28 protein-coding genes, 4 pseudogenes and 1 riboswitch are annotated in these 26,065 nt (G+C 35.1%); of the genes and pseudogenes, 21 read left to right on the top strand and 11 right to left on the bottom strand.

The genetic code is table 11. The features are described 5' to 3' along the window. A pseudogene (locus IGI69_RS17155) lies at window positions 1-583 on the top strand (type II restriction endonuclease); the annotation flags it as partial. Window positions 584-1,183: 600 nt separating this feature from the next. On the opposite strand, the gene IGI69_RS17150 reads toward IGI69_RS17155, so the two are convergent. Genes IGI69_RS17150 through lgt form a run of 3 tightly spaced genes read right to left on the bottom strand, consistent with a single transcriptional unit; the run spans window position 1,184 to window position 2,377 of the window. Continuing rightward, the gene (locus tag IGI69_RS17150) at window positions 1,184-1,369 is read right to left on the bottom strand and encodes a DUF2933 domain-containing protein (protein WP_002307645.1); all 186 of its coding nucleotides are present in this window, start codon (window positions 1,367-1,369) and stop codon (window positions 1,184-1,186) included. Further along, window positions 1,366-1,590: a DUF2933 domain-containing protein gene (locus IGI69_RS17145; RefSeq protein ID WP_002405073.1), complete on the bottom strand. Its 225-nt coding sequence runs from the start codon at window positions 1,588-1,590 to the stop codon at window positions 1,366-1,368. Before IGI69_RS17145 ends, IGI69_RS17150 begins: the two co-directional genes overlap by 4 nt. Continuing rightward, on the bottom strand, window positions 1,574-2,377 hold the full coding sequence (gene lgt, locus IGI69_RS17140; protein WP_086269510.1) for a prolipoprotein diacylglyceryl transferase: 804 nt from the start codon (window positions 2,375-2,377) through the stop codon (window positions 1,574-1,576). Before lgt ends, IGI69_RS17145 begins: the two co-directional genes overlap by 17 nt. Before the next feature lie 156 nt (window positions 2,378-2,533). Here lgt and IGI69_RS17135 point away from each other — a divergent pair, with 156 nt between their 5' ends. From IGI69_RS17135 to IGI69_RS17120, 4 genes and pseudogenes are all read left to right on the top strand, one after another. Beyond that, window positions 2,534-3,148 (top strand): TIGR01906 family membrane protein, encoded by a 615-nt coding sequence (locus IGI69_RS17135; RefSeq protein ID WP_086269511.1) that lies wholly within the window; start codon window positions 2,534-2,536, stop codon window positions 3,146-3,148. A 15-nt stretch (window positions 3,149-3,163) separates the two neighbouring features. After that, window positions 3,164-3,529, top strand: a pseudogene (locus IGI69_RS17130) (BlaI/MecI/CopY family transcriptional regulator). Further along, window positions 3,513-5,971 (top strand): annotated as a pseudogene (locus IGI69_RS17125) (heavy metal translocating P-type ATPase). The pseudogenes IGI69_RS17130 and IGI69_RS17125 overlap by 17 nt, the downstream one beginning before the upstream one ends. Window positions 5,972-5,987: 16 nt before the next feature. Continuing rightward, window positions 5,988-6,197 carry a heavy-metal-associated domain-containing protein gene (locus tag IGI69_RS17120; RefSeq protein ID WP_002325575.1) on the top strand — a complete coding sequence of 70 codons (210 nt, stop codon included), beginning with the start codon at window positions 5,988-5,990 and terminating at the stop codon, window positions 6,195-6,197. A gap of 340 nt (window positions 6,198-6,537) precedes the next feature. On the opposite strand, the pseudogene IGI69_RS17115 reads toward IGI69_RS17120, so the two are convergent. Beyond that, window positions 6,538-6,657 (bottom strand): annotated as a pseudogene (locus IGI69_RS17115) (transposase); the annotation flags it as partial. A 181-nt stretch (window positions 6,658-6,838) separates the two neighbouring features. Here IGI69_RS17115 and IGI69_RS17110 point away from each other — a divergent pair. Genes IGI69_RS17110 through IGI69_RS17085 form a run of 6 tightly spaced genes read left to right on the top strand, consistent with a single transcriptional unit; the run spans window position 6,839 to window position 11,597 of the window. Then, window positions 6,839-7,063, top strand: a complete 225-nt coding sequence (locus tag IGI69_RS17110) for a heavy-metal-associated domain-containing protein (protein ID WP_002294786.1) — start codon at window positions 6,839-6,841, stop codon at window positions 7,061-7,063. A 10-nt stretch (window positions 7,064-7,073) separates the two neighbouring features. Further along, window positions 7,074-8,657 carry a multicopper oxidase family protein gene (locus tag IGI69_RS17105; protein WP_005237583.1) on the top strand — a complete coding sequence of 528 codons (1,584 nt, stop codon included), beginning with the start codon at window positions 7,074-7,076 and terminating at the stop codon, window positions 8,655-8,657. Between the two features lie 27 nt (window positions 8,658-8,684). After that, a complete protein-coding gene (locus tag IGI69_RS17100) occupies window positions 8,685-9,365 on the top strand; it encodes a response regulator transcription factor (RefSeq protein ID WP_002294790.1) in 681 nt (226 codons plus the stop codon). Further along, window positions 9,365-10,759: a sensor histidine kinase gene (locus IGI69_RS17095; RefSeq protein WP_002337643.1), complete on the top strand. Its 1,395-nt coding sequence runs from the start codon at window positions 9,365-9,367 to the stop codon at window positions 10,757-10,759. The genes IGI69_RS17100 and IGI69_RS17095 overlap by 1 nt, the downstream gene beginning before the upstream one ends. Before the next feature lie 14 nt (window positions 10,760-10,773). After that, window positions 10,774-10,980 (top strand): hypothetical protein, encoded by a 207-nt coding sequence (locus tag IGI69_RS17090; protein ID WP_002307659.1) that lies wholly within the window; start codon window positions 10,774-10,776, stop codon window positions 10,978-10,980. A 20-nt stretch (window positions 10,981-11,000) separates the two neighbouring features. Beyond that, window positions 11,001-11,597, top strand: a complete 597-nt coding sequence (locus IGI69_RS17085) for a YdhK family protein (RefSeq protein ID WP_002316691.1) — start codon at window positions 11,001-11,003, stop codon at window positions 11,595-11,597. Window positions 11,598-11,794: 197 nt separating this feature from the next. On the opposite strand, the gene IGI69_RS17080 is transcribed toward IGI69_RS17085, so the two are convergent. Both IGI69_RS17080 and IGI69_RS17075 read right to left on the bottom strand, forming a co-directional pair. Next, window positions 11,795-12,118: a transposase gene (locus tag IGI69_RS17080; protein WP_396000734.1), complete on the bottom strand. Its 324-nt coding sequence runs from the start codon at window positions 12,116-12,118 to the stop codon at window positions 11,795-11,797. Beyond that, window positions 12,100-12,780 (bottom strand): IS6-like element IS1216 family transposase, encoded by a 681-nt coding sequence (locus tag IGI69_RS17075; protein WP_162985212.1) that lies wholly within the window; start codon window positions 12,778-12,780, stop codon window positions 12,100-12,102. Before IGI69_RS17075 ends, IGI69_RS17080 begins: the two co-directional genes overlap by 19 nt. A 160-nt stretch (window positions 12,781-12,940) precedes the next feature. On the opposite strand from IGI69_RS17075, the gene IGI69_RS17070 reads away from it, so the two are divergent. Next, window positions 12,941-13,141: an LPXTG cell wall anchor domain-containing protein gene (locus IGI69_RS17070; protein WP_002337566.1), complete on the top strand. Its 201-nt coding sequence runs from the start codon at window positions 12,941-12,943 to the stop codon at window positions 13,139-13,141. A gap of 314 nt (window positions 13,142-13,455) precedes the next feature. Here IGI69_RS17070 and IGI69_RS17065 read toward each other — a convergent pair whose 3' ends face one another. Continuing rightward, the gene (locus tag IGI69_RS17065; RefSeq protein WP_071869432.1) at window positions 13,456-13,539 is read right to left on the bottom strand and encodes a type I toxin-antitoxin system Fst family toxin; all 84 of its coding nucleotides are present in this window, start codon (window positions 13,537-13,539) and stop codon (window positions 13,456-13,458) included. 177 nt (window positions 13,540-13,716) lie between these two features. On the opposite strand from IGI69_RS17065, the gene IGI69_RS17060 reads away from it, so the two are divergent. After that, window positions 13,717-14,073 carry a helix-turn-helix transcriptional regulator gene (locus IGI69_RS17060; RefSeq protein WP_002337567.1) on the top strand — a complete coding sequence of 119 codons (357 nt, stop codon included), beginning with the start codon at window positions 13,717-13,719 and terminating at the stop codon, window positions 14,071-14,073. A 379-nt stretch (window positions 14,074-14,452) separates the two neighbouring features. On the opposite strand, the gene IGI69_RS17055 is transcribed toward IGI69_RS17060, so the two are convergent. Beyond that, window positions 14,453-14,947 (bottom strand): AAA family ATPase, encoded by a 495-nt coding sequence (locus IGI69_RS17055; RefSeq protein WP_002337568.1) that lies wholly within the window; start codon window positions 14,945-14,947, stop codon window positions 14,453-14,455. Between the two features lie 906 nt (window positions 14,948-15,853). Between IGI69_RS17055 and IGI69_RS17050 the strand changes: the two genes are divergently transcribed. The 3 genes from IGI69_RS17050 (at window position 15,854) to IGI69_RS17040 (ending at window position 17,774) form a co-directional block, all read left to right on the top strand. Further along, window positions 15,854-16,276, top strand: a complete 423-nt coding sequence (locus IGI69_RS17050; RefSeq protein ID WP_002307506.1) for a cupin domain-containing protein — start codon at window positions 15,854-15,856, stop codon at window positions 16,274-16,276. Between the two features lie 83 nt (window positions 16,277-16,359). Further along, on the top strand, window positions 16,360-17,013 hold the full coding sequence (locus tag IGI69_RS17045; RefSeq protein WP_005225216.1) for an ABC transporter ATP-binding protein: 654 nt from the start codon (window positions 16,360-16,362) through the stop codon (window positions 17,011-17,013). Continuing rightward, the gene (locus tag IGI69_RS17040) at window positions 17,010-17,774 is read left to right on the top strand and encodes an ABC transporter permease (protein WP_002337614.1); all 765 of its coding nucleotides are present in this window, start codon (window positions 17,010-17,012) and stop codon (window positions 17,772-17,774) included. Before IGI69_RS17045 ends, IGI69_RS17040 begins: the two co-directional genes overlap by 4 nt. 305 nt (window positions 17,775-18,079) lie before the next feature. Here IGI69_RS17040 and IGI69_RS17035 read toward each other — a convergent pair whose 3' ends face one another. Beyond that, on the bottom strand, window positions 18,080-18,760 hold the full coding sequence (locus IGI69_RS17035) for an IS6-like element IS1216 family transposase (RefSeq protein ID WP_162985213.1): 681 nt from the start codon (window positions 18,758-18,760) through the stop codon (window positions 18,080-18,082). Window positions 18,761-19,204: 444 nt separating this feature from the next. Then, window positions 19,205-19,313, top strand: a riboswitch (NiCo riboswitch). A gap of 130 nt (window positions 19,314-19,443) precedes the next feature. Between IGI69_RS17035 and IGI69_RS17030 the strand changes: the two genes are divergently transcribed. Beyond that, complete coding sequence (locus IGI69_RS17030; protein ID WP_002337545.1) at window positions 19,444-21,303, top strand: heavy metal translocating P-type ATPase; 1,860 nt, start codon at window positions 19,444-19,446, stop codon at window positions 21,301-21,303. Between the two features lie 422 nt (window positions 21,304-21,725). Here the strand turns inward: IGI69_RS17030 and IGI69_RS17025 are convergent, their stop codons facing one another. Beyond that, window positions 21,726-21,965 carry a hypothetical protein gene (locus tag IGI69_RS17025; RefSeq protein ID WP_002316697.1) on the bottom strand — a complete coding sequence of 80 codons (240 nt, stop codon included), beginning with the start codon at window positions 21,963-21,965 and terminating at the stop codon, window positions 21,726-21,728. A 311-nt stretch (window positions 21,966-22,276) separates the two neighbouring features. Beyond that, window positions 22,277-22,957: an IS6-like element IS1216 family transposase gene (locus IGI69_RS17020; RefSeq protein ID WP_053111891.1), complete on the bottom strand. Its 681-nt coding sequence runs from the start codon at window positions 22,955-22,957 to the stop codon at window positions 22,277-22,279. A gap of 152 nt (window positions 22,958-23,109) precedes the next feature. On the opposite strand from IGI69_RS17020, the gene IGI69_RS17015 reads away from it, so the two are divergent. The 4 genes from IGI69_RS17015 to arsA all read left to right on the top strand — a co-directional run bounded on the left by IGI69_RS17015 (window position 23,110) and on the right by arsA (window position 26,053). After that, entirely contained in the window at window positions 23,110-23,403 is a 294-nt protein-coding gene (locus IGI69_RS17015) for an ArsR/SmtB family transcription factor (protein WP_104872790.1), read from the top strand. Window position 23,404: 1 nt separating this feature from the next. Further along, window positions 23,405-23,776, top strand: a complete 372-nt coding sequence (gene arsD / locus IGI69_RS17010) for an arsenite efflux transporter metallochaperone ArsD (RefSeq protein ID WP_000049327.1) — start codon at window positions 23,405-23,407, stop codon at window positions 23,774-23,776. Between the two features lie 133 nt (window positions 23,777-23,909). After that, the gene (gene arsR, locus IGI69_RS17005) at window positions 23,910-24,275 is read left to right on the top strand and encodes an As(III)-sensing metalloregulatory transcriptional repressor ArsR (RefSeq protein ID WP_002367032.1); all 366 of its coding nucleotides are present in this window, start codon (window positions 23,910-23,912) and stop codon (window positions 24,273-24,275) included. 35 nt (window positions 24,276-24,310) lie between these two features. After that, window positions 24,311-26,053 (top strand): arsenite efflux transporter ATPase subunit ArsA, encoded by a 1,743-nt coding sequence (arsA, locus tag IGI69_RS17000; RefSeq protein WP_002409705.1) that lies wholly within the window; start codon window positions 24,311-24,313, stop codon window positions 26,051-26,053. Window positions 26,054-26,065 lie beyond the last annotated feature (12 nt).

Raw genomic sequence — 26,065 nt, 5'->3', positions numbered from 1 at the left:
AGAAAGTAACACTCAGAAATTAATAAAAAAGAAGCTGGAAAAAGAAGATTCCAAAAATGTACACCAAAAAATCCAATATATCTTAGCTACTTTAGGTAATGAGATAGGTTATCATGCGTGGATTGCCTCAAATGATCATAATAGAATGGTAGATGGGAATCGCTTAGGAGATGTTTCTTTACCTCTGTTACCGGAAAAAATCTATCAATTACCAATTTCGTTAAGTAGGACAATTGGTTTGATTGATGTTATTTGGTTTTCAAAAAATGGGGAACCGGTGTGTGCTTTTGAGGTTGAAAAGTCGACATCAATAATTTCTGGGATGAATCGAATGGATGATTTGTATTCGATTCATCAAGAAAATTTGATGATGTATATCGTATCACCAAATCAACGTGAAGAGGAAATACGAGCACAATTTAATAGACCACATTATATGCGTAATCAAAATTTGCATGATCACTTGCGATACATTCTGTTTACAGATTTGGAGAAACATGCTAATTTTATGAAGAAATTTGGCAAAGATTTTACAATTTTAGCCCCGATATCTCATTATCCAAGTGGTGAACTAGTTCGGTAGTTATTCTGGACAAAGAAGTTAAAATTAATACGTTTAATTATAGTATAAATAAGCATTTTGGCAGAATTAGAAATCAATCTTTCTTTTTTTTACACGTAGTCCCCACATTTATAATGGTGCTCATTGCTATTGAATGTCCTGATAACATCAAGAAGAAAATCATCACATTAATGCTGCTCATGTTTCTATTTTAGTAACTTTTCGTTGAAGAAAATTGCGGATAGAGTGATTACTATCCATTCATAACCTAGAAATGTTATCTAAAAAGCTATTTTCCTTATATTCATCGGAGATAATGGTTTTATTTGCACTTAAAAAAGAAACAATAAATCTTACTTCTAGAATTTCTTGGTGTATGGAGTAGTCCATACACCAAGGAATGTTATGGACTCCTGGTGGAATGCATCGAGTGGATGGAATGATATGGATCATTTTCTTTGGTGTCAGAAATACATAAAGAAAGGTTATAAACCACGCATGCCTTATTCGTTTTATAAAGAGTAAAGTTAGACTAAATATTTTGATAGAACCATTTCTATTCTGAACCATGAATTTAGTGAATTTTAAAGGAGTGTGAAATATAAATCACACTCCTTTAACTTATTTTAACCGTGATTTCAAATCGCTTAGTTCACTACTTAAGATATCATTTTGCTCTTTTAAATTTTCAAGATCCTGTTTCAATTGTTCGTCATCTTTTTCATTATGCGATCCTGAGTGCATACCCCTCATCATAAATATCATCATTATCGGACATAATAAAAGTAATAACCACTGCATTGTCATCGCTCCTTAACTAAGTTCTTTAGAGTAGCAACTTCTTCTTTTAATTGCTCAGTTTGGATTTTTAAACTAGCTATATCATGTTCGGAACCAGTGTGTTTTGAATGATCTTCTTCATGCATATGATGATGCCCAGCATGTCCGTGCCCTTTATGCATAAACATCATTGAGATAGGGCAAATTAGTAATAATAGTAGTGGTAAGAAATTAAGTAATGCTTCCATGTAAATCTTCCTCCTTAGATTTTTTGAGATAGATGTAAGTTAATATAGAGCCAATTAACAGGACTATGGACAGGACTTGAGCAATTCTCAAGTTTGCTGTTAGCATTAAACTGTCGGTCCGTAATCCTTCAATCCAGAATCTCCCGACGGAATATAGTGAAACATAAATTAAAAATATTTGCCCAAAGAACATTCTATTTCTAGACACCAGAAGCAAAATAATGAGTACTCCTATATTCCATAAAGACTCATATAAAAAAGTCGGATGATGGTAGGCCCCATCAATATACATTTGATCAATTATGAAAGATGGGAGTTTCAGAGATTGCAGGAACTCTATGTCTACAATTTCTCCATAGGCCTCTTGATTCATAAAATTTCCCCATCGTCCAATGATTTGTCCAATTACTATACTGGGAGCAACTACGTCAGCAACATTCCAAAAAGAAAGATTTTTCTTCTTGCAATAAATAACCCCTGTCAATACAGCACCAATTAATCCACCATGTATTGCTAGACCACCTTCCCAAATTTTAAAGATACTTAAAGGATCATCAATGTACAAAGGTAATTCAAAAAGGACATAGTATAATCTGGCCGATATAATAGAAACTGGCAATCCATATAACAACAGGTCAACAATTGTATCCTCAGGCAATGCCGCACGCTTTGCTCTTCTATTAGCAACAAAATATCCGATTATGATCCCAAACACTATGAAAACGGCATACCAATAAATAGTAAATGGGCCAAACGAAATAAATACTCTGTCGTAGGGTTCTCTCAAATTTTTCCCTCCTTCCTATTGAACTTATTTTGACTATAGCAGGCTATTATGGAAATTTTATGTAGACTTTTTGACAGATACATTGTTACACATTTTCTACACAAGTATTTTTTATCATTATATTAAAAGGAGTGATCTAATATAAATATTAATTTAATGAAAAAAAGCATGCTATTTCTATTATTTTTTGTCTTTGCTATATCCCTCGCGATTACATTGACAATCAACTTTCCTGGTTTGCTCAAAATCAATTTATTCTTTCAAAGCGATATAAATTTTCAAAACTGGAATAGATCTCAAGTTAATCAAGATTTTAGAAATTTAATGGGCTATTTAAATAATCCTTTTCAAAAAGAATTGGTTTTTGATAATCTATACGTCTCAGATCGCGGTATAAATCATTTTAAAGATGTTAAATTTTTATTCCAGCTTAACTACTCATTACTTCTCTCTACGAGCAGCGTTCTTTTGTACTTAAACAGAAAAAAACTAGTAACGCGTGATCAAGTCAGAGAAATCACTAGTTTAATCAAGTGGATGATAATATCAGTCTGTGTAATAGCACTTTTGTTTTTTGATAAAGCATTTGTGCTTTTTCATCAAGTATTTTTTGACAATGATGATTGGATGTTTGACTATCGTACAGATCCAATTATCAGTTTTTTACCGGAAACATTTTTCTTTTTATGCTTTTTATTAATTGTTACTATAAGTGTCTCTATTTTGACAACAATTTATCATTTGTTTAGTAAAGAAGAACGTACTTTATGAATAGCCTAAGGAGGGATGGTCTTGGTTGAACACAAAATACAGGTGTCGAATTCAGAGTTAGATGTTTTAAAGTTTATCTGGAGATATGAACCAGTAACATGTGGTTTAATAACACATGGAATGCAATAGCGTAATAGTTGGCATCCCTCCACAACAAAAACGTTAATAAGAAGGTTGTTAGATAAAAATGTGATCACGTTTAACACTTCAAATAACCAAAGATACTACACTTCACTGATTATGAAGCAAGAATTTTTAGAAACCGAAATACAAAGGTTACTTTCTGGAATGGATGAAGATTGTATCTCAGAAGTAAGCTACTATCTAAATGGATTGGTTAAACGTTCTGACACGGAGGAATTTAATGATTACAAAATATAATCTTTATGGAATGACTTGTGCAGTTTGCGCAACAACAATAGAGAAAAAAATTAATGAGTTGGATGGAGTATATTTTGCTAAAGTTAACTTAACAACTGAGGTTCTAAAATTGGAATATGATGAAGGTGTTTTGTTTAATCATACAGTTATAACAGCTATTCAAGATATTGGTTATGACGCTGAGATTCGAAAAAAAACTGAGATAAAGGAATTTGGAATAAGCGGAATGAATTATGTGTCATGCGCTAACAAAATTGAAAGTGCTGTTAAATCAATGACTTATGTCAGATATGCCTACGTAAATTTTGAAGCAGAAAAACTCTCGGTAATATCAACTGACCCTTCAGCGGTTGCAAAAATAAGTGATGTTGTCAAAACTCTTGGATATCAGCTATATGCTCTTTCTGAAGAGGAGGAACAAGTAATTTATAAAACAAAAGAACAAGAGCAACAGAAGCTAAGGCGAAGATTTATCACGTCAATGCTATTTACAATTCCTGTTCTATATGTTGCTAGTGCAAATATACTTGAGTTACCCCTATTTGAAATAATTGATTCTACGACAAACCCTAGTTTTTTTTCGCTGACGCAATTGATATTTACCACTCCGGTTATATTGGCCAATAAAGACTATTATAAAACTGGATTTTCCGCACTCATGAAAAAACATCCGAATATGGATACATTAATTGCTTTAGGTACAAGTATTGCTTTTTTATACGGCACCTTTGCAACAATACAGATTATATTCGGAAATTATCTCTATACAAAAGAGCTCTACTTTGGAGCATCAGCAGTGATATTAACGCTAATCAGACTACAGAAATACCTGGAGTTGGTGACGAAAGATAAGACCGAAAGATAAGACATCTGAAGCACTACAAAAATTAATGAGGATGACTCCCAAATAAAGCGAAAACTATCAGGCATAATAAGGAACAGACTGTTCCTATTGAATCAGTTTTAGTAGGAGATTTGATCATAGCAAAACCAGGAGAACGTTTGCCCCTGGATGGTATTGTAAGAAGAGGTAAGACTTTAGTTGAAGAATCTATGCCTACTGGTGAAAATCTTCCTGTTGAAAAGAAAGCTAATGACCGATTAATAGGACCCAGTATAAACAAAAATGGCGTAATAAGATATGAAACAACTCATATTGGTAATGACACCACTTTAGCTCAAATAAGCAAACTAGTGGATGATGCACAATCTTTGAAAGCTCCAATCGAAAAACTGGCTGATATCATATTAAGTTACTTTGTATATATCATTATTGTAGTTGCGATTGGATCTAGTCTACTTTGGGCACTATCCGGACAAAGTATTTCGTTTTCATTATCAGTCTTCATTTCAGTTTTAGTTATAGCATGTCCTTGTGCATTCGGTTTAGCTACACGGACAGCTATTATGGTTGGTATGAGAAAAGGCGCTGAAAATGGTATTTTAATTAAAAGTGGTGAAGCTTTAGAAACAACTCACCACGTAAAAACAATATTATTTGATAAAACTGGTACGATTACAAAAGGAAAACCTGTGGTAACAGATATAATACTTGCAGAAAATATGGATAAAAACCTTCTCTTGTTTTTAGCGGCCTCTGCTGAAAAAGCAACCGAGCATCCACTTGGGGAGGCAATTGTAAAAGAAGACGAAATCGTGGGGATTGATTTGGTTGAACCTAGTATATTCGAATCTTTCCCTGGATTGGGCATTAATGCTATTTTGAAAGGTACCGAAGTAAGTTTAGGAAATGAAGAATTCTTTAAACAGTTGAATATAGACATTAGTAAATTTAAGTTAATCTCAGATAATTTAGCATCTAAAGGAAAGACACCAGTGTATATTGCAAATGATCGTATATTTCTCGGAATAATTGCGATTGAAGACACTGTAAAGCCAGCAAGTGCATCAGCAATTCAGAAGTTGAATAAACTTGGCCTCAATATGGTTATGCTCACGGGTGATAGTAAACTTACTGCACAGGCAATTGCTAATCAAGTTGGGATCGCCAACGTTATTAGTGAGGTATTACCTCATGAAAAGGCCCATTATGTTAAAATGTTGCAGTCAAAAGAACATAAGGTTGCAATGGTAGGTAATGGGATAAACGATGCACTTGCCCTCGCTCAAGCGGATATAGGTTTTGTGATGGGTTCTGGTACTGATATAGCGATGGAATCTGCGGATATAATATTGATGAACGACGATCTGCAATTGCTAATGTCCACGATCGATTTAAGCAAAAAAACAATTTGGAATATAAAGTCAAATTTGTACTGGGCATTTGCTTATAACATGTTAAGTGTTCCAATAGCGATGGGTGTTTTGAACATTTTTTGGGGGCCTTTATTAAGCCCGTTAATTGCAGGCGTTGCTATGAGTTTTAGCTCAATAACAGTACTTTTAAATTCACTTCGCTTAAAAAACTTCAAAGTCAAATAGGAAAGGTGATTGTCTTATGACTGAACATTTACAGACCTTATTTATTAGTGGAATGGCTTGTCTAGGATGCGCCGGAGAAATTAAGTATGCATTAGAAAAGAATCCCTCAATTTCTGTTAGGAAAGTAAATCTCGAAGAAGGTTTAGTAACTATTGCAACAAAGACAGATTTATCAATTAGCGTTATTAATCAATTGTTGAAAAATACGAATTATAAGGCATTATAAGTTTGGTGAATCATCACATTAAATATGTGAATTCTTATGGTAAGAAAGTTCCTCTATATTCTACTTTTTTCAAATTGAGATATATAGAAAAACCAGTTTTTTAAATTTATTCACTGCTTTTTGTGCATAAGTATATGTTGAATCCAATGGACGGATTTCTGAGAGGCATTTCATGTTTTTTTGAACTCAAAAATCCTTTGGAATCCCAATGTAGGTTTTTGGTATTAGTTGAAATGGATTTTCACTTGGTAGTAGAGGAGGGTAGAGAGGATTGTGAAATTCTTATGTAGAACAATTATTTATTTGAATAGGAGGAAGAACTATCCAAAATAGCAGTTCTAAACTTATATTTCATATTAGGATGCTTATCGAATATCATCATAGCACTTCTACCTGTTAGGATATTCATGAAACTCGAAACCTATGTTTTGGGCGCGATACTTAGCGATATATGTACATGATATGCAATCATACACTAAACAAATCAATCTGTATCTATCCTATATTTAAAAGCTCTAAAACAAACTCTATACATGGTTTCTCCATAAATTTTCCTTATGATACTTGTAAGACAATTCTTAAAAGATTGATTAGATTAGTAAATCCAATATAGGCGACTTTTTTAAGAAAGAAGGAATTTTATGATGAAATATTTGCAAATAGTGGTTATTGACGGAATGAATTGCTCAAGGTGTGCATCAAAAGTAAGAAATGCTTTGGAAGCAGAGCCAACAGTCAGTGTAAAAATAGTTGATTTGGCTAGAGGTACAGTTACTTTCGATGCTGATTCAAAATTAACTTTAACATTCTTAAATCAACTACTAAAAAATACAAAGTATACTGTAACTAGGGATATATCTATATAAGTATAAGTATATGTGGGGGAATCAACACAAAATCTCCACATATTTTTTTTATGGTAACTACATAATAGATATGGGAGATGATGGGTTGAAGAATAATAAATATATTTGGTTAGCAGCAACAATATCAATGTTGACCCTAGGCGGTGTTTTCATATTGATTCAACAGCAGAACAAGGAGGAGCATGCTGAAGTTGTCTTTCAAGAAGAACAACGACAAATCTCAAGTAGAATGTCCAATATGATGGGGGATAATCAAGAAGCTGATTTGAAGGTAGTACACCAAACGGAGAGACAACTATTGATTCCCCCTGTTCTTGAACCATCTTCAAAAAGCAAAGAAAATGTGATATATGATATAGTTGCTCAAAACGGAGAAGTTCAAATAATGGATGGAGAAAAAACTGAAACATTAGGCTATAACGGGGATTTTTTAGGACCAGTTATTAGACTGAAAAAAGGTCAAAAAGTTACTATCAATACAACCAATAATCTTGATGCTAGCACATCTTTTCATTGGCACGGTTTGAAAGTAGCTTCTGATGCAGATGGAGGTCCACATCAGATTATAGAAGCAGGACAGAAAAAAAGTGTAACATTCGAGGTTGATCAAGAAGCTTCTACACTCTGGTTTCATCCCCATCCGGAAGGAGAAACAGCATCTCAAGTTTATAAGGGTTTAGCAGGTTTGATGTATATTGATGATGACAACTCAAAATCATTAGATTTACCTTCCAAATATGGTGTCGACGACATTCCCTTGATTGTGCAAGATAAATCTTTCAGCTCCACTAATCAAATTAACTATGAAAATGATTTTAACTCTGATGGAACAAAAGGGGAGACGTTGCTTACTAATGGCACTATCAATCCATATATTGAGATAAAAAACCGATGGATGAGGTATAGAATTGTTAATGGATCTAATTCAAGAAACTTCACTTTTACTTTGGATAAAGATGAATCATTCTACCAAATTGCTACAGATGGTGGTTTTCTGAATACTTCTGTTAAACTTAGTAAACTACTTTTAGCCCCCGGGGAAAGGGCAGAAATATTAGTGGATACTCAGAATTATAAAAAAGGTGAGGTAATTCATTTACTAGCAAATAATTTGGTTGCCTTGACAATGAGAATTGAGAATACGATAGAAAACAAAGAGTTTACTCCCTCTGATAGTCTAAATACTATTAGTACTTTAGATGAAAAGAAATTGGAAGATTTAGCAAGACAAAGTATTAATTTAAGAGGAATGTCTCACATGGTAAACATCAACAATAAGCAGTTTGATATGGAAAGAATAGATTTATTTAAAAAACTAGATACTCAAGAGATTTGGGAAGTTAACAATACTAATAGTATGATGGGAGGAATGATTCATCCGTTCCATATCCATGGTGTTCAGTTTCAAATTTTATCTAGAGACGGAAATCAGCCCGCACTAAACGAGCAGGGATGGAAAGATACTGTGCTGGTAAATCCGGATGAAACAGTAGAACTTCTTGTGAAATTCGACCATAAGGGTATTTTCATGTATCATTGTCATATATTAGAACATGAAGAGTATGGCATGATGGGACAAATGGAAATTAAATAGAAAATAATTTAAGAAGGATGATTGTCTATGAAAATTCTTATTGTGGACGATGAAGAAAAAATTTTGGAAATTATTGATGCCTATCTAGTTGCTAATCATTATTCAGTTTATAAAGCAATAAGTGGTGCAATGGCATTGGAAAAGTTCGAGAAAAATAATCCTGATTTAGTTGTGTTAGATTTAATGCTTCCGGATACTGATGGATTGACTGTGTGTAGAAAAATCAGAGAAGTATCAAATGTACCAATTATAATGTTAACAGCTAAGTCTGATGAGGATGATATTCTTACTGGTCTCAAGTTAGGTGCCGATGACTATATGATTAAACCATTTAGTCCCAAAGAATTAGTTGCGAGAATACAAACTGTATTGCGCAGAACTGAGACCTTATCAAATCCTAATAAGCTTTCTTCAAGTAATGGGGAATTGATAGTATATCCTGAAAGTCGCCAAGTTTATCTACATCAAGTGGAATTAAACCTCACAACAACTGAATTTGATATTCTACACGCCCTAATATCCACACCTAATAAAGTCTTTTCTCGTAGTGATTTGATAGAGAAAGTTAAGGGAATAGAATTTGATGGACTAGATAGGAGCATCGATTCTCATATAAAAAACTTAAGACATAAAATTGAGAATGATGCTAAATCACCTATGTATATTTTGACAGTCCATGGTACAGGATATAGATTTGGTGGCCACTAATGAGAAAAAGAACGATAAAAACTCAATTAGTTCTTTCCTTTTTAGCAATCGCAACATTAATAATAGGATCGATTAGTTTAGTCGCATTAAGTTTGACGAACAATCATTTTAGTAAATACGTAGAAGAGCGACAAGAAGATTTGTTGAATCAGTATGTATATACAATTGATTTATTGTGGTTAAATAGTGGAGAAACATGGAACAGCGAGGAACTTGCAGCACTATCTGAGAAAGCATTAGAAAATAATATTTATTTTTCTATAGAAGACGAACAAGGCAACATGGTTTGGGAACTTAAAGGAAAAAATTTGAAGTCAGCACAGGACAAACTGAAAAAAAATGCCTTGAAAGTTTCTGAGAAAAAAAGTGTGAAACTAGACGAAACAATAGAAGCGAAAAAGAAGTTAATTAATGATGGAAACGAGTTTGGAAAAGTAACGTTTTATTATTTCGGACCTTTTGCTTATACAGAGCACGATGCCTTGTTTATCTCCAGTATGAAACAAAGTTTAATGTATGTTGCTATTGCAGCTCTTCTTGTATCATTTATACTTGCTTCGTGGATCTCTGCTAGATTAGGATTACCACTAAAGCATGTAAGCGACTTTACACATAAATTAACCCGTGGGGAATATGCTGATAAAATCCCACAAGAAACTTCAATTATTGAAATTAATTCCTTGATTGATTCCCTAAATGATTTAAGTAATCAGTTGGAGAAACAGCATGGACTTCGAAAAAGATTAACTACTGATATTTCACATGAATTAAGAACTCCATTAGCTACCCTCAAAGGCAATGTGGAAGGAATGATTGACGGAGTCTGGAAAATAACTCCCGAGCGCCTACAATCTTGTTATGATGAAATAGATCGTCTAACTCGTTTAATTGGAAATATAGAAGTAATCAACAAAATTGAAGCAAAGTATGATCATTTAAATAAAACTGAGTTTAGCATATATAAGTTGATCGAATCCGTTATTGAAAATTTCTCCAGCAAATTTGAGTCAAAAAACCTTCATGTTGAAATCCAAGGGGATAACATCAATATATTTGCAGATAAAGATAAAATGAACCAAGTTGTTATCAATCTTTTGAGTAATGCTATTAAATTTACGCAAAAGGATGGAACCATTAAGTTTTCTATAAGTAAAAATAAAGACCATGTTCTTTTAATTGTTGAAGACAACGGCATTGGTATAGAAAAAGATCAGCAACTTCATATTTTTGATAGATTTTATATGGCTGACCCCTCCAGAAGTAGAGCTTTAGGGGGGCAAGGTATCGGATTAGCTATTGTAAAGAGCGTTATTGAAGCGCATAAAGGTAGTATAACTGTAAAAAGTAAATTAGGTCTAGGAACTAAATTTGTTATAAAGTTACCATTTCAATAAAGGAGGAGAGTTATTTGTTTCAAAAACAGATAAAAATTGCTAAACTAGTATGTGAATGTTGGGCAAAAAAAATATTTTTTCAACTGATTTCGATAGATAGTGTCGAAAAAGTTCATTTAGATATCTTATCAAATTCTGTAGTAATCTTTTCTAAGAAGGACTTATCAATAGCTACAATTAAAAAAGAAGTTTTTGGATTACAAATTTATGAGATGACCTAAATGTGATTAATTAAAGGAGGATGAAGACAGTGAAAAAGATGACAAAATTAGTATTTGCAAGTCTTGGAATTATTGTATTTTTAGGAGCGTGTAGCAATCAAAGTGAATCGAATAATTCTAAAAGCACAAACGAGGAATCGACTTCTACAGCGTCTAGTGAAATGAATAGTATGGAGGGAATGAATCACGAAGGTATGGTTCCTTCTTCAATGAAAGATGCTGCAAACCCTAAATTCCCGGTGGGAAGTAATGTTATACTGCTAGGCGATCATATGGAAGGGATGAAAGGTGCAAATGCTCAAGTTGTAGGGGCCTTTGATACTACAATGTATGAAGTAAGCTATGAGCCAAAAACTGGGGGACCAATGGTTAACAATCATCGATGGGTAGTACAAGAAGAGTTAAAAGATACTGAGACTGTAGCAAATGAGGGCGATACTGTTATCTTGAATGCCGATCACATGGATGGGATGATGGGAGCTGAAGCAAAAGTAGATAAATCTATTACAGGAACTGTTTACGTTGTTAATTACACTCCAACCGATGGTCAAGAAGAAGTTAAGAATCATATGTGGGTAACTGAAGATGAGATGGAATATGACGAAAATAATGAGTAATTTTATATACTAAACCAATAAGCTGGTACATGGCCTTCGTATTCTCAACATGAGGAATATGAGCTCTTTGTTAATAAGGACTGATGAGTTGTGCAAAATCAAATCTGGGTCAGAACGAACCTCATTCTGGCTCAGATTTTTGGCTCTTCGACATTTAGTGCTGGTAGAGAGACAACTGAAAATTTAGTCATAACCAGTTAGGCAGAGTGCTTAACTGGTTTTTGTTTTACTTGGAAGATCAAGCCTTGAATGAGATAAATTCTTGCTCGAAAGTTGTGGAAATTTCGATAGCCGTAGGCTACTCGTTTTATCACTTTTATCTTATTATTTGTTCTTTCCAATGCACCATTACTATACCTGGGTTTTAAAGCATATTGAATCCCTAATTTGTATTTATTTAAAAACGTCAGCTTCTTACAAAACCATTGTGGAAGGCATTGATCTAAGCGGTTCTGTTGCAAAGTTTTAAATAAAGAATAAAATCCCTTACGGTATCTATGATTTAAGCTGGGATTCCCAATAATACCTTGATTTCAGTACAGACCGAAAACCCGAAGAGAGTGCCTTCTTTTCGGGTTTTCTTATATAATCCTAGAATGTCTTCCATGCCTTTAATCGTGGTAGAGGCAGTGCGTAAACTTCGATAGAATTTATTGCGTCTCTTTACTGGACGATGGTCTTGTTCAATCAAATTATTCAGGTATTTAATGGTACGATGTTCTGTCCCTTGATAAAAGCCGTATTCTTTTAGTTTCTTAAAGGCACTTGTAATAGAGGGGGCTTTATCTGTGACTACAACCTTCGGTTCATCAAACTGCTTCACTAACCGCTTAAGAAAAGCATAGGCTGCTTGTGTGTCCCGTTTTTTACGTAACCAAATATCCAAGGTTAAACCATCTGCATCGATGGCTCGATACAAATAATGCCATTTTCCTTTAATTTTGATGTACGTTTCATCCATTTTCCATGAATAAAAGGATTTTTTATTTTTCTTTTTCCAAATTTGATAGAGTAGTTTGCCATATTCTTGCACCCAACGATAAATCGTCGTATGAGAAACGTTAATGCCACGATCATATAAGATTTCTTGAACTTCACGATAGCTAAGGTTATAACGAAGATAGTAGCCCACGGCTACAATAATCACATCCTGCTGAAATTGCTTTCCTTTAAAAGGATTCATCGTCATTCCTCCTGCTATCTTTTTCTATTATTCTACCTTATTTGATAGTAGATTTAAAACTTTGCAACAGAACCGCTGATTATTTAGCTTATTAACGATAGACTCAATTGGTTTATTGAAACATACGCTACCTAAAAAATAATTAATCGTCAAATGATTTTTGAATATAGGAACAACAAAAAAAGTTGAAGCTAAAGAAATTGGAGCAGACGTTCAAAAAGACGGAACAGTTACAGTTAAAGGTTTAGACGGAAAAATGAAAGTTTTACCAAAAACAGGTGAAACAGCAAATATTGCATTGTCTGTCCTAGGTTCATTAATGGTATTAGGATCAGGAATCATTTTTAAAAAGAGAATTTAAGTAAATTTAAAAGCATGGTCGCAAGTTTCACTAGCAGCCATGCTTTTATTGAATCATTGTAGGACATTTTAAAGATAAAATTGCCCACTTTAAAATTAAACATGTGCTTAGAATCGTTCTAGGCAACACCAATAACAACAGATAGAATCAGCAACTTGGCTTCATTTTGAAATCATGCTATAATGAATGTGCGAAACGAGATAAGTTCTAATGAATAGCACAAAAGCCCAACCTATTGCGAGTAGGTCGGGCTTTTCTTTGCACTTGTTGCGAATACAAGCGTGTGAGTTAGACAGCAACTTGCTTGCTATCGTCTAATCATCTAACCAATGATCAACTAATGTGATTATTAGACCCACTAAAAGTGGTGCGATAACTAACGAGATAATTTGTTCCATGAATAGCACCCCCTTACGGGGCAAGTTGCCGTTAATTAGTATAGCATACTTAATATTCTAAACAGTTGATAAATTAAGATAAAAGCTAAAATCACTAATCACAAGTGATTTACAAGGTGTAACGATATAATTAAATGGAAAACGTGCAAAATATTTACATAAACAGGGGGGAGAAACTTGGAACTAGCATTTAGAGAAAACTTAAAAAAGATGAGAGGTACCAAATCAAAAGAAAAATTCTCCCAAGAATTAGAAATGAGTAGATCAAATTATTCACGAATAGAATCAGGAAAATCAGATCCAACCATAAAAACACTAGAACAAATTGCAAAGTTAACTAACTCAACGCTAGTAGTGGATTTAATCCCAAATGAGCCAACAGAACCAGAATCAGAACAAGTAACATTGGATTTAGAAATGGAAGAAGAAATAATCTCAACTCTCCAAAATCCTCAAAATACCGCTATATCAAGCCATTTCCAGCCTCTACTTTTCCACCCTTGTTATCAATCCCACCAACTCGATGTGGCTTGAGAGGACAGAATGAATGTCATTTGAGTATGTTCGTTCTCGGAAACATATTCACTGCGTTTTTAGCACCATCGGTAGACGGGAACATATCCATTCATGATAAAAAATAACGTGTCTAATTGCATAATCATGATTGAGTAGAGTTGTCAAAAGAATAAACATAACGTATTTCAGTAAGTTTTTTTCCTGTAATTTCAATAATGCATTCATCGTCTTCATTGCATCGCCACTTATTCTTCCGGCTGAATCAATACTACCCCCTGCTCTGAGATGACAATAATGATATCACCTGAAGCTGGTATCCCCTTGTTGGAAGTATATCTTTCAAAAAATTTGACAAAACTTATCATCTAGTACAATTTCCATGCCTAAAACCACAATATTAATATCCCTCGACTACTATAACTTCACCTTCTTCATCAGTTGGGGGTTGAAAATGATCATAATAAGTGGAAGCTGTTTGCTCCGTCAATATGATATCATTTTGATGATTTCCGTTTCTTTTTCGAATACGTTCCATAACAACTTCCTTAGGTGTCTTTATATAATAGATTTTGGGTTCTATGTCGTATTTCTTTAATAATGAAATATATTCATTTCTCATTTCTCTAGACCAAAATGAATAATCGAGAACAATATCAATGTTTTGCATGATAAGTGAAATTAGTTTTTCATCAAGATAGGTTTTAATATCTTCTAAAACCTCCTGAGGTAAAGGATGTTCATTCAAACCTCGTTTGAATGATTCTTCATCATAAGATAGTATTGTCATCCCGGTACTTTCAAATTTTTTTGCTAGTGTTGATTTACCTGCTCCCGCAGGGCCGCACATTAAAATAACTTTACTTTTCGACAAATTATCTACTGTATTTTTCATTGATATAACCTCCTATAACAAACCAAGAAAACATGACACTCTCCTTAAGCATTATTACTATTCACTCTTTTCATGATTTCCTGTACTATTGATGTTTTAGCATTCGCATAGTGCTGGACATGCCTCCATTTATGCATTGGCACTTAATCTCTTATTACTGGAGTTAAATTCATATGATTTTTAATCTGCAAAAAAGTTTATAGCACCGTCGCTTATACCAGAAAATATAACAAACGCCGCATTGTTTTTTGTGCACTTTAATAATCTATTCAACTAAGGAATTAAGCTGGCTGTCAAGAGAGTAATATCGTATCGAATCTCAGGTGGAAATTTTCTGCGGTATCTTTTTTGACTGAAATGATATTAGTGTTTTTTGGGGATTGTGTATGTAAGTATTTTTTAAAATCATTTTAACAAGTTTTGGACAAAAATTCTCATGAAAAAACAGAATTTAAATAGCATGATAAATTAGAGAAGATAGTTTAATGTGCTTATAGGAACACCCCACTTTTACAGTCACAATCAATAACCTTGCTACTTTCTTTCGAAATTGATAAGAGTCTAAAGGATTGACAACGCTTGATAGTGAGCATAAACTTAATGTACGCTAGTTAGTTTACAAGTGCAAACTAAAAAAGTATGATGTGTCGTCTCTGAAATTCTCCCTGATTCAAGTCATAACCAGAGTACATATCGGTTATTTTTTGATTCCATATTTTTTCCTTTATGTGCTGAGGATTAAGGGGTACCAATTGTAATTGCGCATTATATGGTCTTTGTTTAGAATCGCTCTCCAAAAAGCCAATTTTTTTGCATAGAATTTTAGATGTGGTACCATTAATTAGAATTATTATAAATAAGAAGTAGGTATCATTGTTTCAGTACAAAGACTAGGAGGAATGGAAGATGGAAATAGACTACAAGGATCATGGGAAGAAGCCGTATATCATTAATATTGAAGACGCCACCACAGGAAATGATAATTACCGGACGACCATTTGGACAGGCAGTAAACTGCAAGTCACCGTAATGTCCATTCAACCGGGCGATGACATCGGTTTGGAAGTGCACGAAGGCATTGACCAATTTATCCGTATTGAAGAAGGAGAAGGCGTGTGTAAAATGGGGCCTTCTAAAGATAACTTACATGTTCAACAAAAAGTGATGGATGATGACGCCGTATTTGTTCCGGCGGACATGTGGCACAACATCGAAAACACCGGTGATAAGCCGCTCAGACTGTATACCATTTATGCTGGTCCAGATCACCTTGAAGGAACGGTTCACCCTACTCATGAAGACGCCAAAAACGATCCAAACGAACACTGAGGTACACTAGGATGAAACAAAAGCCCTGCACCCGTATGGATGGTCCACTGGTGCAGGGCTTTTTTATAAAGGAGAGATGTGGTATGAGTGATTCATTGTTTCAATTAGAGAAGGTTGGTTTTCAGGCAAACGGAAACCAAATCCTTCAAGATATCTCTTTTACAGCAAACAAAGGGGAAGTGATTGTTTTTTCTGGTCCTTCTGGAAGTGGAAAAAGTACCCTTTTGAAATTAATTGGTACGCTGCTTTCCCCAACTTCCGGAAAAATTTATTATCGAGGTACGGATCTGCAAAAAATCGATCCTGTGGAGTATAGAAAAGAAGTCTCTTATTTCTTTCAAAACGCTTCTCTATTCGATGAGACAGTTCAAGAGAACTTGTCTTTTCCTGCCCGCATAAGAGAAGAAGGATTTGATCGGGAACGTGCAAAAAAATTGTTAGAACGAGTTCAAATACCTGAAACTTACTTATCGAAAGAGGTCAAGGAACTATCAGGAGGGGAAAAACAACGGGTTGCATTGGTCCGAAATTTGATGTATCAACCGAAAGTGTTGCTCCTGGATGAAGTTACCAGTTCATTGGACCAAGAAAACAGAGCGATTGTCCTTGATTTAGTCCGAGACATGATGAAAGACCAACAAACTACGGTGTTGGCCGTCACTCACAACCAGGAAGAAATCGACCAAGCTTCTCGTCTGATTACTATCAAAGGTGGAAAAATGGAGGAATCGAAATGACAAACAATTTGGAAATCAGTAATCTTTCTTTGCTTTTATCCTCTGTCCTCTTGATAGTTGCCTTGTTGATTGATTACAAAGAGAAATTGGGATTAGGAAACGACATTTTTATTGCGGGAATTCGCGCTGTCGTTCAATTATTCCTTATTGGATATGTATTGAGCTACGTATTACGAGTGGATAACAACTTTCTCACTTTAGCGATGGTTTTGTTCATTGTGTTCAACGCTTCTTATAACGCCCATACACGCAGTGAGGGGATCAACCGCTCTTTTAAAATTTCAACGACGGCTATTGGAGTAGGAACAGCCTTGTCCTTACTCATTCTTGTTTTTTCAGGAGTCATTGACTGGTCCCCTTCCCAAATCGTTCCAATTACAGGCATGATTGCCAGCAACGCCATGACTGCGATTGGAGTGACCTATCGGTCTTTGAATTCAAAATTTACGGACCAACGCCAACAGGTATTGGAAAAATTGGCATTGGGAGCCAATAAAAAACAAGCGTCCATGAGTATTGTAAGAGAAAGCGTCAAAACGGGCATGGCTCCTTCAATTGACCAAACAAAAACGGTTGGACTTGTCAGCCTACCAGGTATGATGTCAGGGTTGGTTTTTGCGGGAATTGATCCTGTTCAAGCGATTCGTTACCAAATTGTTGTGATGTTTATGTTGATTTCAGTTACTGCGATTTCTTCGTTTATTGCTAGTTATATGGCTTACCGTGAGTTTTATAACAATCGCAGTCAATTAATTATATGATTTGGGATGATACACTACTCTTAAAACCAGTGGTTACAATTTTATGTAGTTAAAAGAAGACCTCACGAGAATAATTGCAAAAAGAACTTCATTTTTTAAGGAAGAAGGATATTTTTGTCATCGAATCTTTGGAACGACTAGGGCGAAACTATGATGAAATTTTTTATATAGTGCAGCAACTGGATTAAAAGGATATCGGACTGATTGTTTTGAACATGCCTATCCTCAACCAATGAGAACTTTCGACGAACGGTTCTGTTGCAAAGTTTTAAATAAAGAATAAAATCCCTTACGGTATCTATGATTTAAGCTGGGATTCCCAATAATATCTTGATTTCAGTACAGACCGAAAACCCGAAGAGAGTGCCTTCTTTTCGGGTTTTCTTATATAATCCTCGGATGGCTTCCATGCCTTTAATCGTGGTAGAGGCAGTGCGTAAACTTCGATAGAATTTATTGCGTCTCTTTACTGGACGATGGTCTTGTTCAATCAAATTATTCAGGTATTTAATGGTACGATGTTCTGTCCCTTGATAAAAGCCGTATTCTTTTAGTTTCTTAAAGGCACTTGTAATAGAGGGGGCTTTATCTGTGACTACAACCTTCGGTTCATCAAACTGCTTCACTAACCGCTTAAGAAAAGCATAGGCTGCTTGTGTGTCCCGTTTTTTACGTAACCAAATATCCAAGGTTAAACCATCTGCATCGATGGCTCGATACAAATAATGCCATTTTCCTTTAATTTTGATGTACGTTTCATCCATTTTCCATGAATAAAAGGATTTTTTATTTTTCTTTTTCCAAATTTGATAGAGTAGTTTGCCATATTCTTGCACCCAACGATAAATCGTCGTATGAGAAACGTTAATGCCACGATCATATAAGATTTCTTGAACTTCACGATAGCTAAGGTTATAACGAAGATAGTAGCCCACGGCTACAATAATCACATCCTGCTGAAATTGCTTGCCTTTAAAATGATCTATCTTGATTCCTCCAAGCTATCTTTTCCATTCATTTTACCTTAAAATCAGTTTATCAGAAAACTTTGCAACAGAACCCTTTAAAGTATTATGAATATTCAAAACAACAGAGGGAGAACAGGAGTGAACACATGGGTGATTTATTAAAAAAAAAGAATTGATGCAATTATTAGAAATTTACCAAAAAATGGGAGAAGAATATCAAAAATTATTTAAAAAAGTGGAAATAAAACTTTATGAACTAACTAAGGAAGCATACATTTCCTAGACTTCGATCCGCCACAAAGCTTATGGCTGCGATTGCTATTCTACCCTGTTCAAATAATGGAAAAGCGATTTGAAATTCAAAAAAAATTTGTTATAATAGTCACATGAGAATCAATGAAGCATATTAAAACTAAATAATGAAAGCTTTGGAATATAACAGATTTTGTTTGTTGGTTATATTCATTGTGATCTGAACAGGCGGTGGACATATAAAAGGTCCATGCAGCCGGGCTGCAATTTTTGCGGCAGCAGAGTATGTAAATAATAAGGGCATACCTGTGGGACAGTTAATTCTGTTCTATAGGTGTGCCCTTTTTTATATATATATTTCTAAATAAAGGGGAGTGAAAAGATGAGATGAAATGGATTTGTAATAATTGGTAAGCAAAAAAACAAAAAATAAGAAAGAGGTTTTAGAAATGGTTGAGTATCTAACAAAAAGTAGGCAAGGACAATTTTTAGTTGTCGGTGTTTTATTTACAATCTTAGGGTTTATCTTTATCCCACTAAATGATGCATACAGTTCCATACTATTTTATATTTCAATTTTCTTTTTAGGCTTCTATGCGGCAAAACATGCTGTTGTTGAAACGATTAAAGATCGCTCACCAAATGTCGACCTATTAATGGTTTTGGCAGCAGTTGGTGCAGTAATCATTGATTTTGAGTCTGAAGGAGCGGCGTTGCTATTGATTTTTGCTGCTGCAGAAGTTTTGGAAGATTATGCAACGAACAAATCCACCAGCGCGATTTCAGAATTAATGGCGCAAGTACCCGACACAGCCCAAGTGCTAAAAGAAAATGGGGATGTAGTGGTTACCCCTACGAAAGAGTTAGTTATTGGGGACATTGTCGTGGTATCGAAAGGTGGTCAAATCCCTATTGATGGCTTGATCGACCGAAATGCAATCGTGAATGAAGCGGCTTTAACGGGTGAGTCTGTCCCAGTAGAAAAAGAGTTAAAGGAGGAAGTTTTTGCCGGAACGATTAATGAAGGAAATGTTTTTCATATAGAAGTAAACAAGACACTGAATCAAACCATGTTTTCCAATATTATCCGGATGGTTGAAGAAGCACAAAACAAACCTTCTCGAATCGCAAAGTTTATAGACCGTATTGAAAGTAAGTACGTGATTGGCGTTTTAATTATCATACCTATTTTCATCTTCTTTCTATATTATTTCCTAAGCCTACCATTAGAAGAAGCATTTTATCGTGGAATGGTACTTTTAACAGTGGCTAGTCCATGTGCATTGATGGCATCAGCTACACCGGCTACGTTAAGCGCGATAAGTAATGGAGCCAAAAACGGTATCTTATTTAAAGGTGGAGCCGCAATGGAAGCGTTAAGTACAATGAATATTTTGTATACAGATAAGACCGGAACATTGACGTATGGCGACTTCCAAGTGGTCGATTATCATTTGGACCAAGAGCTGTTAAAAGAAGTCATTTATATGGAGCAACAATCCAGTCACCCAATCGGAAGAGCAATTGTTTCTGCCTTTAAAGAGATTAACTTAGCACAAGTGAATCAAGCGGAATCGATTGAAGAAATTGCTGGTTCGGGAATTAAAAAAGGGGCAATCCTAGTTGGAAAACCGGATGCATTTAAGCAATATGATAAATTTGATCAGTTTGAAAAGCTACTGGAAAAAGGCGATACGACCATATTTGTAGCGAAGGGAAATGAAGTCGTCGGTTACTTCTCACTCCGGGATCGAATTCGTCCGCAGTCAGCGAGTACGGTTGCGGATTTCCAAAAAGAGGGCATCAAGGTTTATCTTTTAACGGGAGATAACGAAAAGGTTGCGGCACAGGTTGCAAAGGAAGTAAAGGTAGATGACTATATTTCTTCCATGTTACCGGAAGATAAAATAGATTTTGTCTTAAAAAGCCAAGGAAAAGAAGAAGTTGTTGGGATGATTGGCGATGGGATCAATGATGCGCCCGCGCTAGCGAATGCAGATATCGGAATTGCGATGGGAAGTGGCTCGTCAGTCGCAATGGAATCCTCTGATGTCGTTGTAGTGAAGAATGATTTGTCTAAATTGTTTTATAGCTATCAGCTAAGCAAGAAATTAAATAAAATCATTATTCAAAATGTCATTTTCTCCATCGCTGTTATTGTCAGCTTGATTACTTTAAATATGTTCGGCGTTCTGGGACTTCCTTTAGCAGTACTATTCCATGAGGGCTCCACAATCCTCGTCATCTTAAACGGCTTGCGGTTGTTAGGGTCCGAAAAAACAAAAGCGGAATTAAGTGGTGCTTATTAGACTGCATCATGATATTAGCTGAAAGGGTGAGCGAATATCTACAGCTTTTTAAATTTGTATCTGTAGGGAATGAAGCTTACCCTTGGCGAAAGCCTAAATCGTCAAAAAAGCTGATAATTTCTGAACAGAAATTATCAGCTTTATCTATTTTAAATACATGCTAAAAATCGTTTATTCAAACTTGATTGTCATCAATTATTAAAAACAATAAAGGAGCTATCATAGAGTTATACGAAAGAGTAAAACAAAAAAGACCGCGCAGTGAAAAACTATTTTCGAAGGAAAACCACTTCTTGATGAGGATCAATTCTTAATCTGATTCAATCCAGTAGACTTACATTACAAACAACAAACAGGAGGAAAAAATCATGCAAAGGTGTATTTTAGGAAAGAAAAATCAAATCACCGTCATCAGTGGCATATTAATCGTAATAATTTCCTTCGTTATCGATGGCCTCGATTTGGATGGCAACGGACTTATTTTTTAATCTAGCCACTTGAAGCACCTCGCCAATCTCTTGTTCGGACATTTGGGGCTTTGGGGAATTGATGTGAGCCAATCCTTTTTGAATTTTTTCCTGTTCAGCTGTGTGTTCAGATAAGAAAAAGCCCGCCCATTTTTTCATACCCCGGTCTTGATATTCGTCATTCAAATATTTCATGGATAATCACTCCTTTAGAACCATTATAAGAACAAGTGTTCGTTTTGTGAAGGGGGACAAGGAGTAAATGTCCTGATTTTTTTTATCAGCGACTTTCATTTACTGATGAAAAGAGAGAATAATAACAAAAGCAGGGAAAAGAAAAACTCCTATAATCGCAATCGTTTTTCCTTAAAAGACAAGAGTATGGAGTGCTTTTTTCAAAAGCATATCTATTGAAACCATTTTTTCGTTTTGTGTCGCCATACGCCCTGAACGGTTCTGTTGCAAAGTTTTAAATAAAGAATAAAATCCCTTACGGTATCTATGATTTAAGCTGGGATTCCCAATAATACCTTGATTTCAGTACAGACCGAAAACCCGAAGAGAGTGCCTTCTTTTCGGGTTTTCTTATATAATCCTAGAATGTCTTCCATGCCTTTAATCGTGGTAGAGGCAGTGCGTAAACTTCGATAGAATTTATTGCGTCTCTTTACTGGACGATGGTCTTGTTCAATCAAATTATTCAGGTACTTAATGGTACGATGTTCTGTCCCTTGATAAAAGCCGTATTCTTTTAGTTTCTTAAAGGCACTTGTAATAGAGGGGGCTTTATCTGTGACTACAACCTTCGGTTCATCAAACTGCTTCACTAACCGCTTAAGAAAAGCATAGGCTGCTTGTGTGTCCCGTTTTTTACGTAACCAAATATCCAAGGTTAAACCATCTGCATCGATGGCTCGATACAAATAATGCCATTTTCCTTTAATTTTGATGTACGTTTCATCCATTTTCCATGAATAAAAGGATTTTTTATTTTTCTTTTTCCAAATTTGATAGAGTAGTTTGCCATATTCTTGCACCCAACGATAAATCGTCGTATGAGAAACGTTAATGCCACGATCATATAAGATTTCTTGAACTTCACGATAGCTAAGGTTATAACGAAGATAGTAGCCCACGGCTACAATAATCACATCCTGCTGAAATTGCTTTCCTTTAAAATGATTCATCGTCATTTCTCCTGCTATCTTTTTCTATTATTCTACCTTATTTGATAGTAGATTTAAAACTTTGCAACAGAACCGAATATAACTACTCATTGACAAAACATAGATAAAGTTCTATATTAAATATAGATGAATATCTATGTGGAGGTGAGAATATGGATTATTTAGGATTATCAAAAATTATGAAGGCAATTGCAGAGCCTAATAGACTTCAAATATTAGATATGATTTCAACTGGTGAAAAGTGTGCATGTGATATTTTGAATAATTTTGATTTTACTCAGCCGACACTATCACATCATATGAAGGTTTTGATTGAGGCGGGAGTAGTAACCGCACGTAAAGAAGGCAAATGGCAATATTATTCTCTGGTAACAGAGAACATTGAAGAATTTCAAGAATTAATACATCAGATATTGAATACAAAACAAAAAGAAGGAGTTATGTAAAATGAGTAAAGTATCGTTGTACGAACCAGCAATGTGTTGTGACACAGGAGTTTGTGGTCCCGGAGTAGATACGGAATTGCTTCGAGTTTCCTCTATTATTCAAACATTGGAAAAAGCCGATGGTGTAGAAGTAGAGCGTTTTAATTTAACAGGTAATCCTGCGGCATTCGTAGAAAATGAAAAAATTGGAGAGTTGTTACAGTCTAAAGGAGCCGACATACTACCAGTTGTTTTATTAGATGGTGAAATTGTGAAAATGGCTGGTTATCCGTCAAATGAGGAGTTTAGTGTCTATACTGGTGTTAATTTCTCAGAGGATAAGAAAGAAGAACAATCAAATAGTTGCTGCTCTCCATCATCTGGATGTTGCTAAAACGAAGAAACTAATGCCTATGAGAAGAGATTCTCATAGGCTTTTTTATTAAGTGAGACAGAATCTATTGACAATAGATAGATGAACATCTATATTATATATAGAAGAACTTCTATGTATGGTGGGATGAAAGATGGATTATGAATTAACAGCAAAAGTTTTTAAAGCATTAGGAGACCCAAAAAGGGTTCAAATTGTGGATATGCTCTCTTGTGGTGAGCGTTGTGCATGTGATTTATTAGAGCATTTTGAATTTACACAACCAACACTTTCCCATCACATGAAAGTGTTAATGAATGCAGGGATTGTTCAAGCCAGAAAATCAGGGACATGGCACAATTATTCATTGAATGCGGAGAATATGAAAGTATTATCTGGTGTCATTCAAACAATCATTCAAAACACAGATGACTGTATTTGTCATACGATTGATAATGCTGCATGTTCTTGTGAGGTTAAAGGGAGAGTAACAGCTACAAAGAAAGTAACAACTGCTTAGAATGATGATGTTAAATTTAAAGGAGGAAACCAAACATGAAATTGTACCAACCAGATCAGCTACCATTAACAAAGTATCTATTTTTTACAGGAAAGGGAGGTGTTGGTAAAACAACGACTGCTTGTGGCACTGCTACTTATTTAGCAGATAGTGGGAAAAAAGTTATGTTAGTCAGTACCGATCCAGCAAGTAATTTACAAGATGTTTTTCAAACAGAATTAACAAATAAAGGGAAAGAAATTCCAGAAGTTCCGGGATTAACTGTAGCAAATTTTGATCCTGTAACAGCAGCTGATGACTATAAAGAAAGTGTTGTAGGACCATTTAGAGGGAAACTACCTGATTCTGCTTTAGCGAATATGGAGGAACAATTATCTGGTTCTTGTACAGTAGAGATTGCTGCATTTAATGAATTTTCTGGTTTTTTAACTGATCCAGAAGCAGAGAAAAAGTATGATTATATTATTTTTGATACTGCCCCAACAGGTCACACGTTAAGAATGTTACAGTTACCATCTGCATGGAGTAATTTTATGGATGAAAATACAACAGGAGCCTCTTGCTTAGGTCAATTATCTGGTTTAGGTGATAAAAAGGAAATTTATGAGCATGCTGTAGCCACATTAGCTGATGGAGCAAAAACAACTTTAATGCTTGTAACAAGACCACAAAAGGCACCACTTTTAGAAGCAGATCGAGCTTCTAAAGAATTACAAGAGATAGGCATTGAAAATCAAGTCTTATTAGTGAATGGCGTCTTAGAGGAAGCAACAGATAAAGTATCTCAATTGATTTATGATGGACAACAAGAAGCGTTGGCACAAATGCCAGAGAGTTTGAAAGCTTTTCCTGAGTACAGTATTCCTTTACGTTCTTACAATGTGACTGGTGTTGAAAATCTACGCCAATTGTTGAAATCCAATCAAGGTGAATTTTTAACTGAAATAGTCACACCAAGAGCATTTCCTAGATTGAAAGACATCGTGAATGAGTTGCATCAATCTGGTAAAAAAGTGATTTTTACAATGGGTAAAGGTGGCGTTGGGAAAACGACTATTGCTGCGGCAATTGCCACTGGTTTAGCAGATAAAGGCAAGAAAGTTCATTTGGCTACAACCGATCCAGCTGCTCATTTACAATTTGTGATTTCTGAATCCGATCAAATCAAGGTGAGTCATATCGATGAGGACAAGGAATTAGCAGATTATACAGAAGAAGTATTAAGCAAGGCTCGTGAAACGATGTCACCAGATGATGTTGCTTATGTAGAAGAAGATTTACGTTCGCCTTGTACACAAGAAATCGCTGTATTCAGAGCTTTTGCAGAGATTGTGGATGATGCCGATTGTGATGTGGTAGTTATTGATACCGCACCAACAGGACATACATTACTATTACTTGATTCTACCCAAAGCTACCATAAAGAAGTAGAGCGGACATCTGGTGAAGTACCAGAATCAGTGAAACGTCTCTTACCTCGTTTGCAAGATGGAAAAGAAACCGAAGTGGTCATGGTCACTTTACCTGAAACAACACCTGTTTATGAATCTATGCGACTACAGGAAGACTTGGATCGAGCAGGCATTGCTCATACATGGTGGGTCGTGAATAACAGTATGTTAACAAGTGGTACAACAAATCCAATGTTACTAGCCCGAGCACAAAATGAAAATACATGGATTGATAAAGTAGCAGAATTATCTAATAATCATTATGGGGTTGTAGAATGGCATGCAGAAGAAATCTCTGGAGAAGCACTACACAATATATTGAATTAGAAGCATTTTATT

It is taken from the genome of Enterococcus sp. DIV1083b, from assembly GCF_051713705.1.
Classification (GTDB): domain Bacteria; phylum Bacillota; class Bacilli; order Lactobacillales; family Enterococcaceae; genus Enterococcus_D; species Enterococcus_D casseliflavus.
Note: the sequence above shows the minus strand (reverse complement) of the source record. Positions and strands in the feature narration are given on the sequence as shown.

Bases quoted from the DNA above. Each gene is read 5' to 3' on its own strand.
- IGI69_RS17150 (WP_002307645.1), bottom strand. From the start codon at position 1,369: ATGACAATGCAGTGGTTATTACTTTTATTATGTCCGATAATGATGATA.
- IGI69_RS17145 (WP_002405073.1), bottom strand. From the start codon at position 1,590: ATGGAAGCATTACTTAATTTCTTACCACTACTATTATTACTAATTTGC.
- IGI69_RS17135 (WP_086269511.1), top strand. From the start codon at position 2,534: ATGAAAAAAAGCATGCTATTTCTATTATTTTTTGTCTTTGCTATATCC.
- IGI69_RS17120 (WP_002325575.1), top strand. From the start codon at position 5,988: ATGACTGAACATTTACAGACCTTATTTATTAGTGGAATGGCTTGTCTA.
- IGI69_RS17110 (WP_002294786.1), top strand. From the start codon at position 6,839: ATGATGAAATATTTGCAAATAGTGGTTATTGACGGAATGAATTGCTCA.
- IGI69_RS17105 (WP_005237583.1), top strand. From the start codon at position 7,074: ATGTGGGGGAATCAACACAAAATCTCCACATATTTTTTTTATGGTAAC.
- IGI69_RS17100 (WP_002294790.1), top strand. From the start codon at position 8,685: ATGAAAATTCTTATTGTGGACGATGAAGAAAAAATTTTGGAAATTATT.
- IGI69_RS17095 (WP_002337643.1), top strand. From the start codon at position 9,365: ATGAGAAAAAGAACGATAAAAACTCAATTAGTTCTTTCCTTTTTAGCA.
- IGI69_RS17085 (WP_002316691.1), top strand. From the start codon at position 11,001: ATGAAGACAGTGAAAAAGATGACAAAATTAGTATTTGCAAGTCTTGGA.
- IGI69_RS17075 (WP_162985212.1), bottom strand. From the start codon at position 12,780: ATGAATCCTTTTAAAGGAAAGCAATTTCAGCAGGATGTGATTATTGTA.
- IGI69_RS17065 (WP_071869432.1), bottom strand. From the start codon at position 13,539: ATGGAACAAATTATCTCGTTAGTTATCGCACCACTTTTAGTGGGTCTA.
- IGI69_RS17055 (WP_002337568.1), bottom strand. From the start codon at position 14,947: ATGAAAAATACAGTAGATAATTTGTCGAAAAGTAAAGTTATTTTAATG.
- IGI69_RS17050 (WP_002307506.1), top strand. From the start codon at position 15,854: ATGGAAATAGACTACAAGGATCATGGGAAGAAGCCGTATATCATTAAT.
- IGI69_RS17045 (WP_005225216.1), top strand. From the start codon at position 16,360: ATGAGTGATTCATTGTTTCAATTAGAGAAGGTTGGTTTTCAGGCAAAC.
- IGI69_RS17040 (WP_002337614.1), top strand. From the start codon at position 17,010: ATGACAAACAATTTGGAAATCAGTAATCTTTCTTTGCTTTTATCCTCT.
- IGI69_RS17030 (WP_002337545.1), top strand. From the start codon at position 19,444: ATGGTTGAGTATCTAACAAAAAGTAGGCAAGGACAATTTTTAGTTGTC.
- IGI69_RS17025 (WP_002316697.1), bottom strand. From the start codon at position 21,965: ATGAAATATTTGAATGACGAATATCAAGACCGGGGTATGAAAAAATGG.
- IGI69_RS17020 (WP_053111891.1), bottom strand. From the start codon at position 22,957: ATGAATCATTTTAAAGGAAAGCAATTTCAGCAGGATGTGATTATTGTA.
- IGI69_RS17015 (WP_104872790.1), top strand. From the start codon at position 23,110: ATGGATTATTTAGGATTATCAAAAATTATGAAGGCAATTGCAGAGCCT.
- arsD (WP_000049327.1), top strand. From the start codon at position 23,405: ATGAGTAAAGTATCGTTGTACGAACCAGCAATGTGTTGTGACACAGGA.
- arsR (WP_002367032.1), top strand. From the start codon at position 23,910: ATGGATTATGAATTAACAGCAAAAGTTTTTAAAGCATTAGGAGACCCA.
- arsA (WP_002409705.1), top strand. From the start codon at position 24,311: ATGAAATTGTACCAACCAGATCAGCTACCATTAACAAAGTATCTATTT.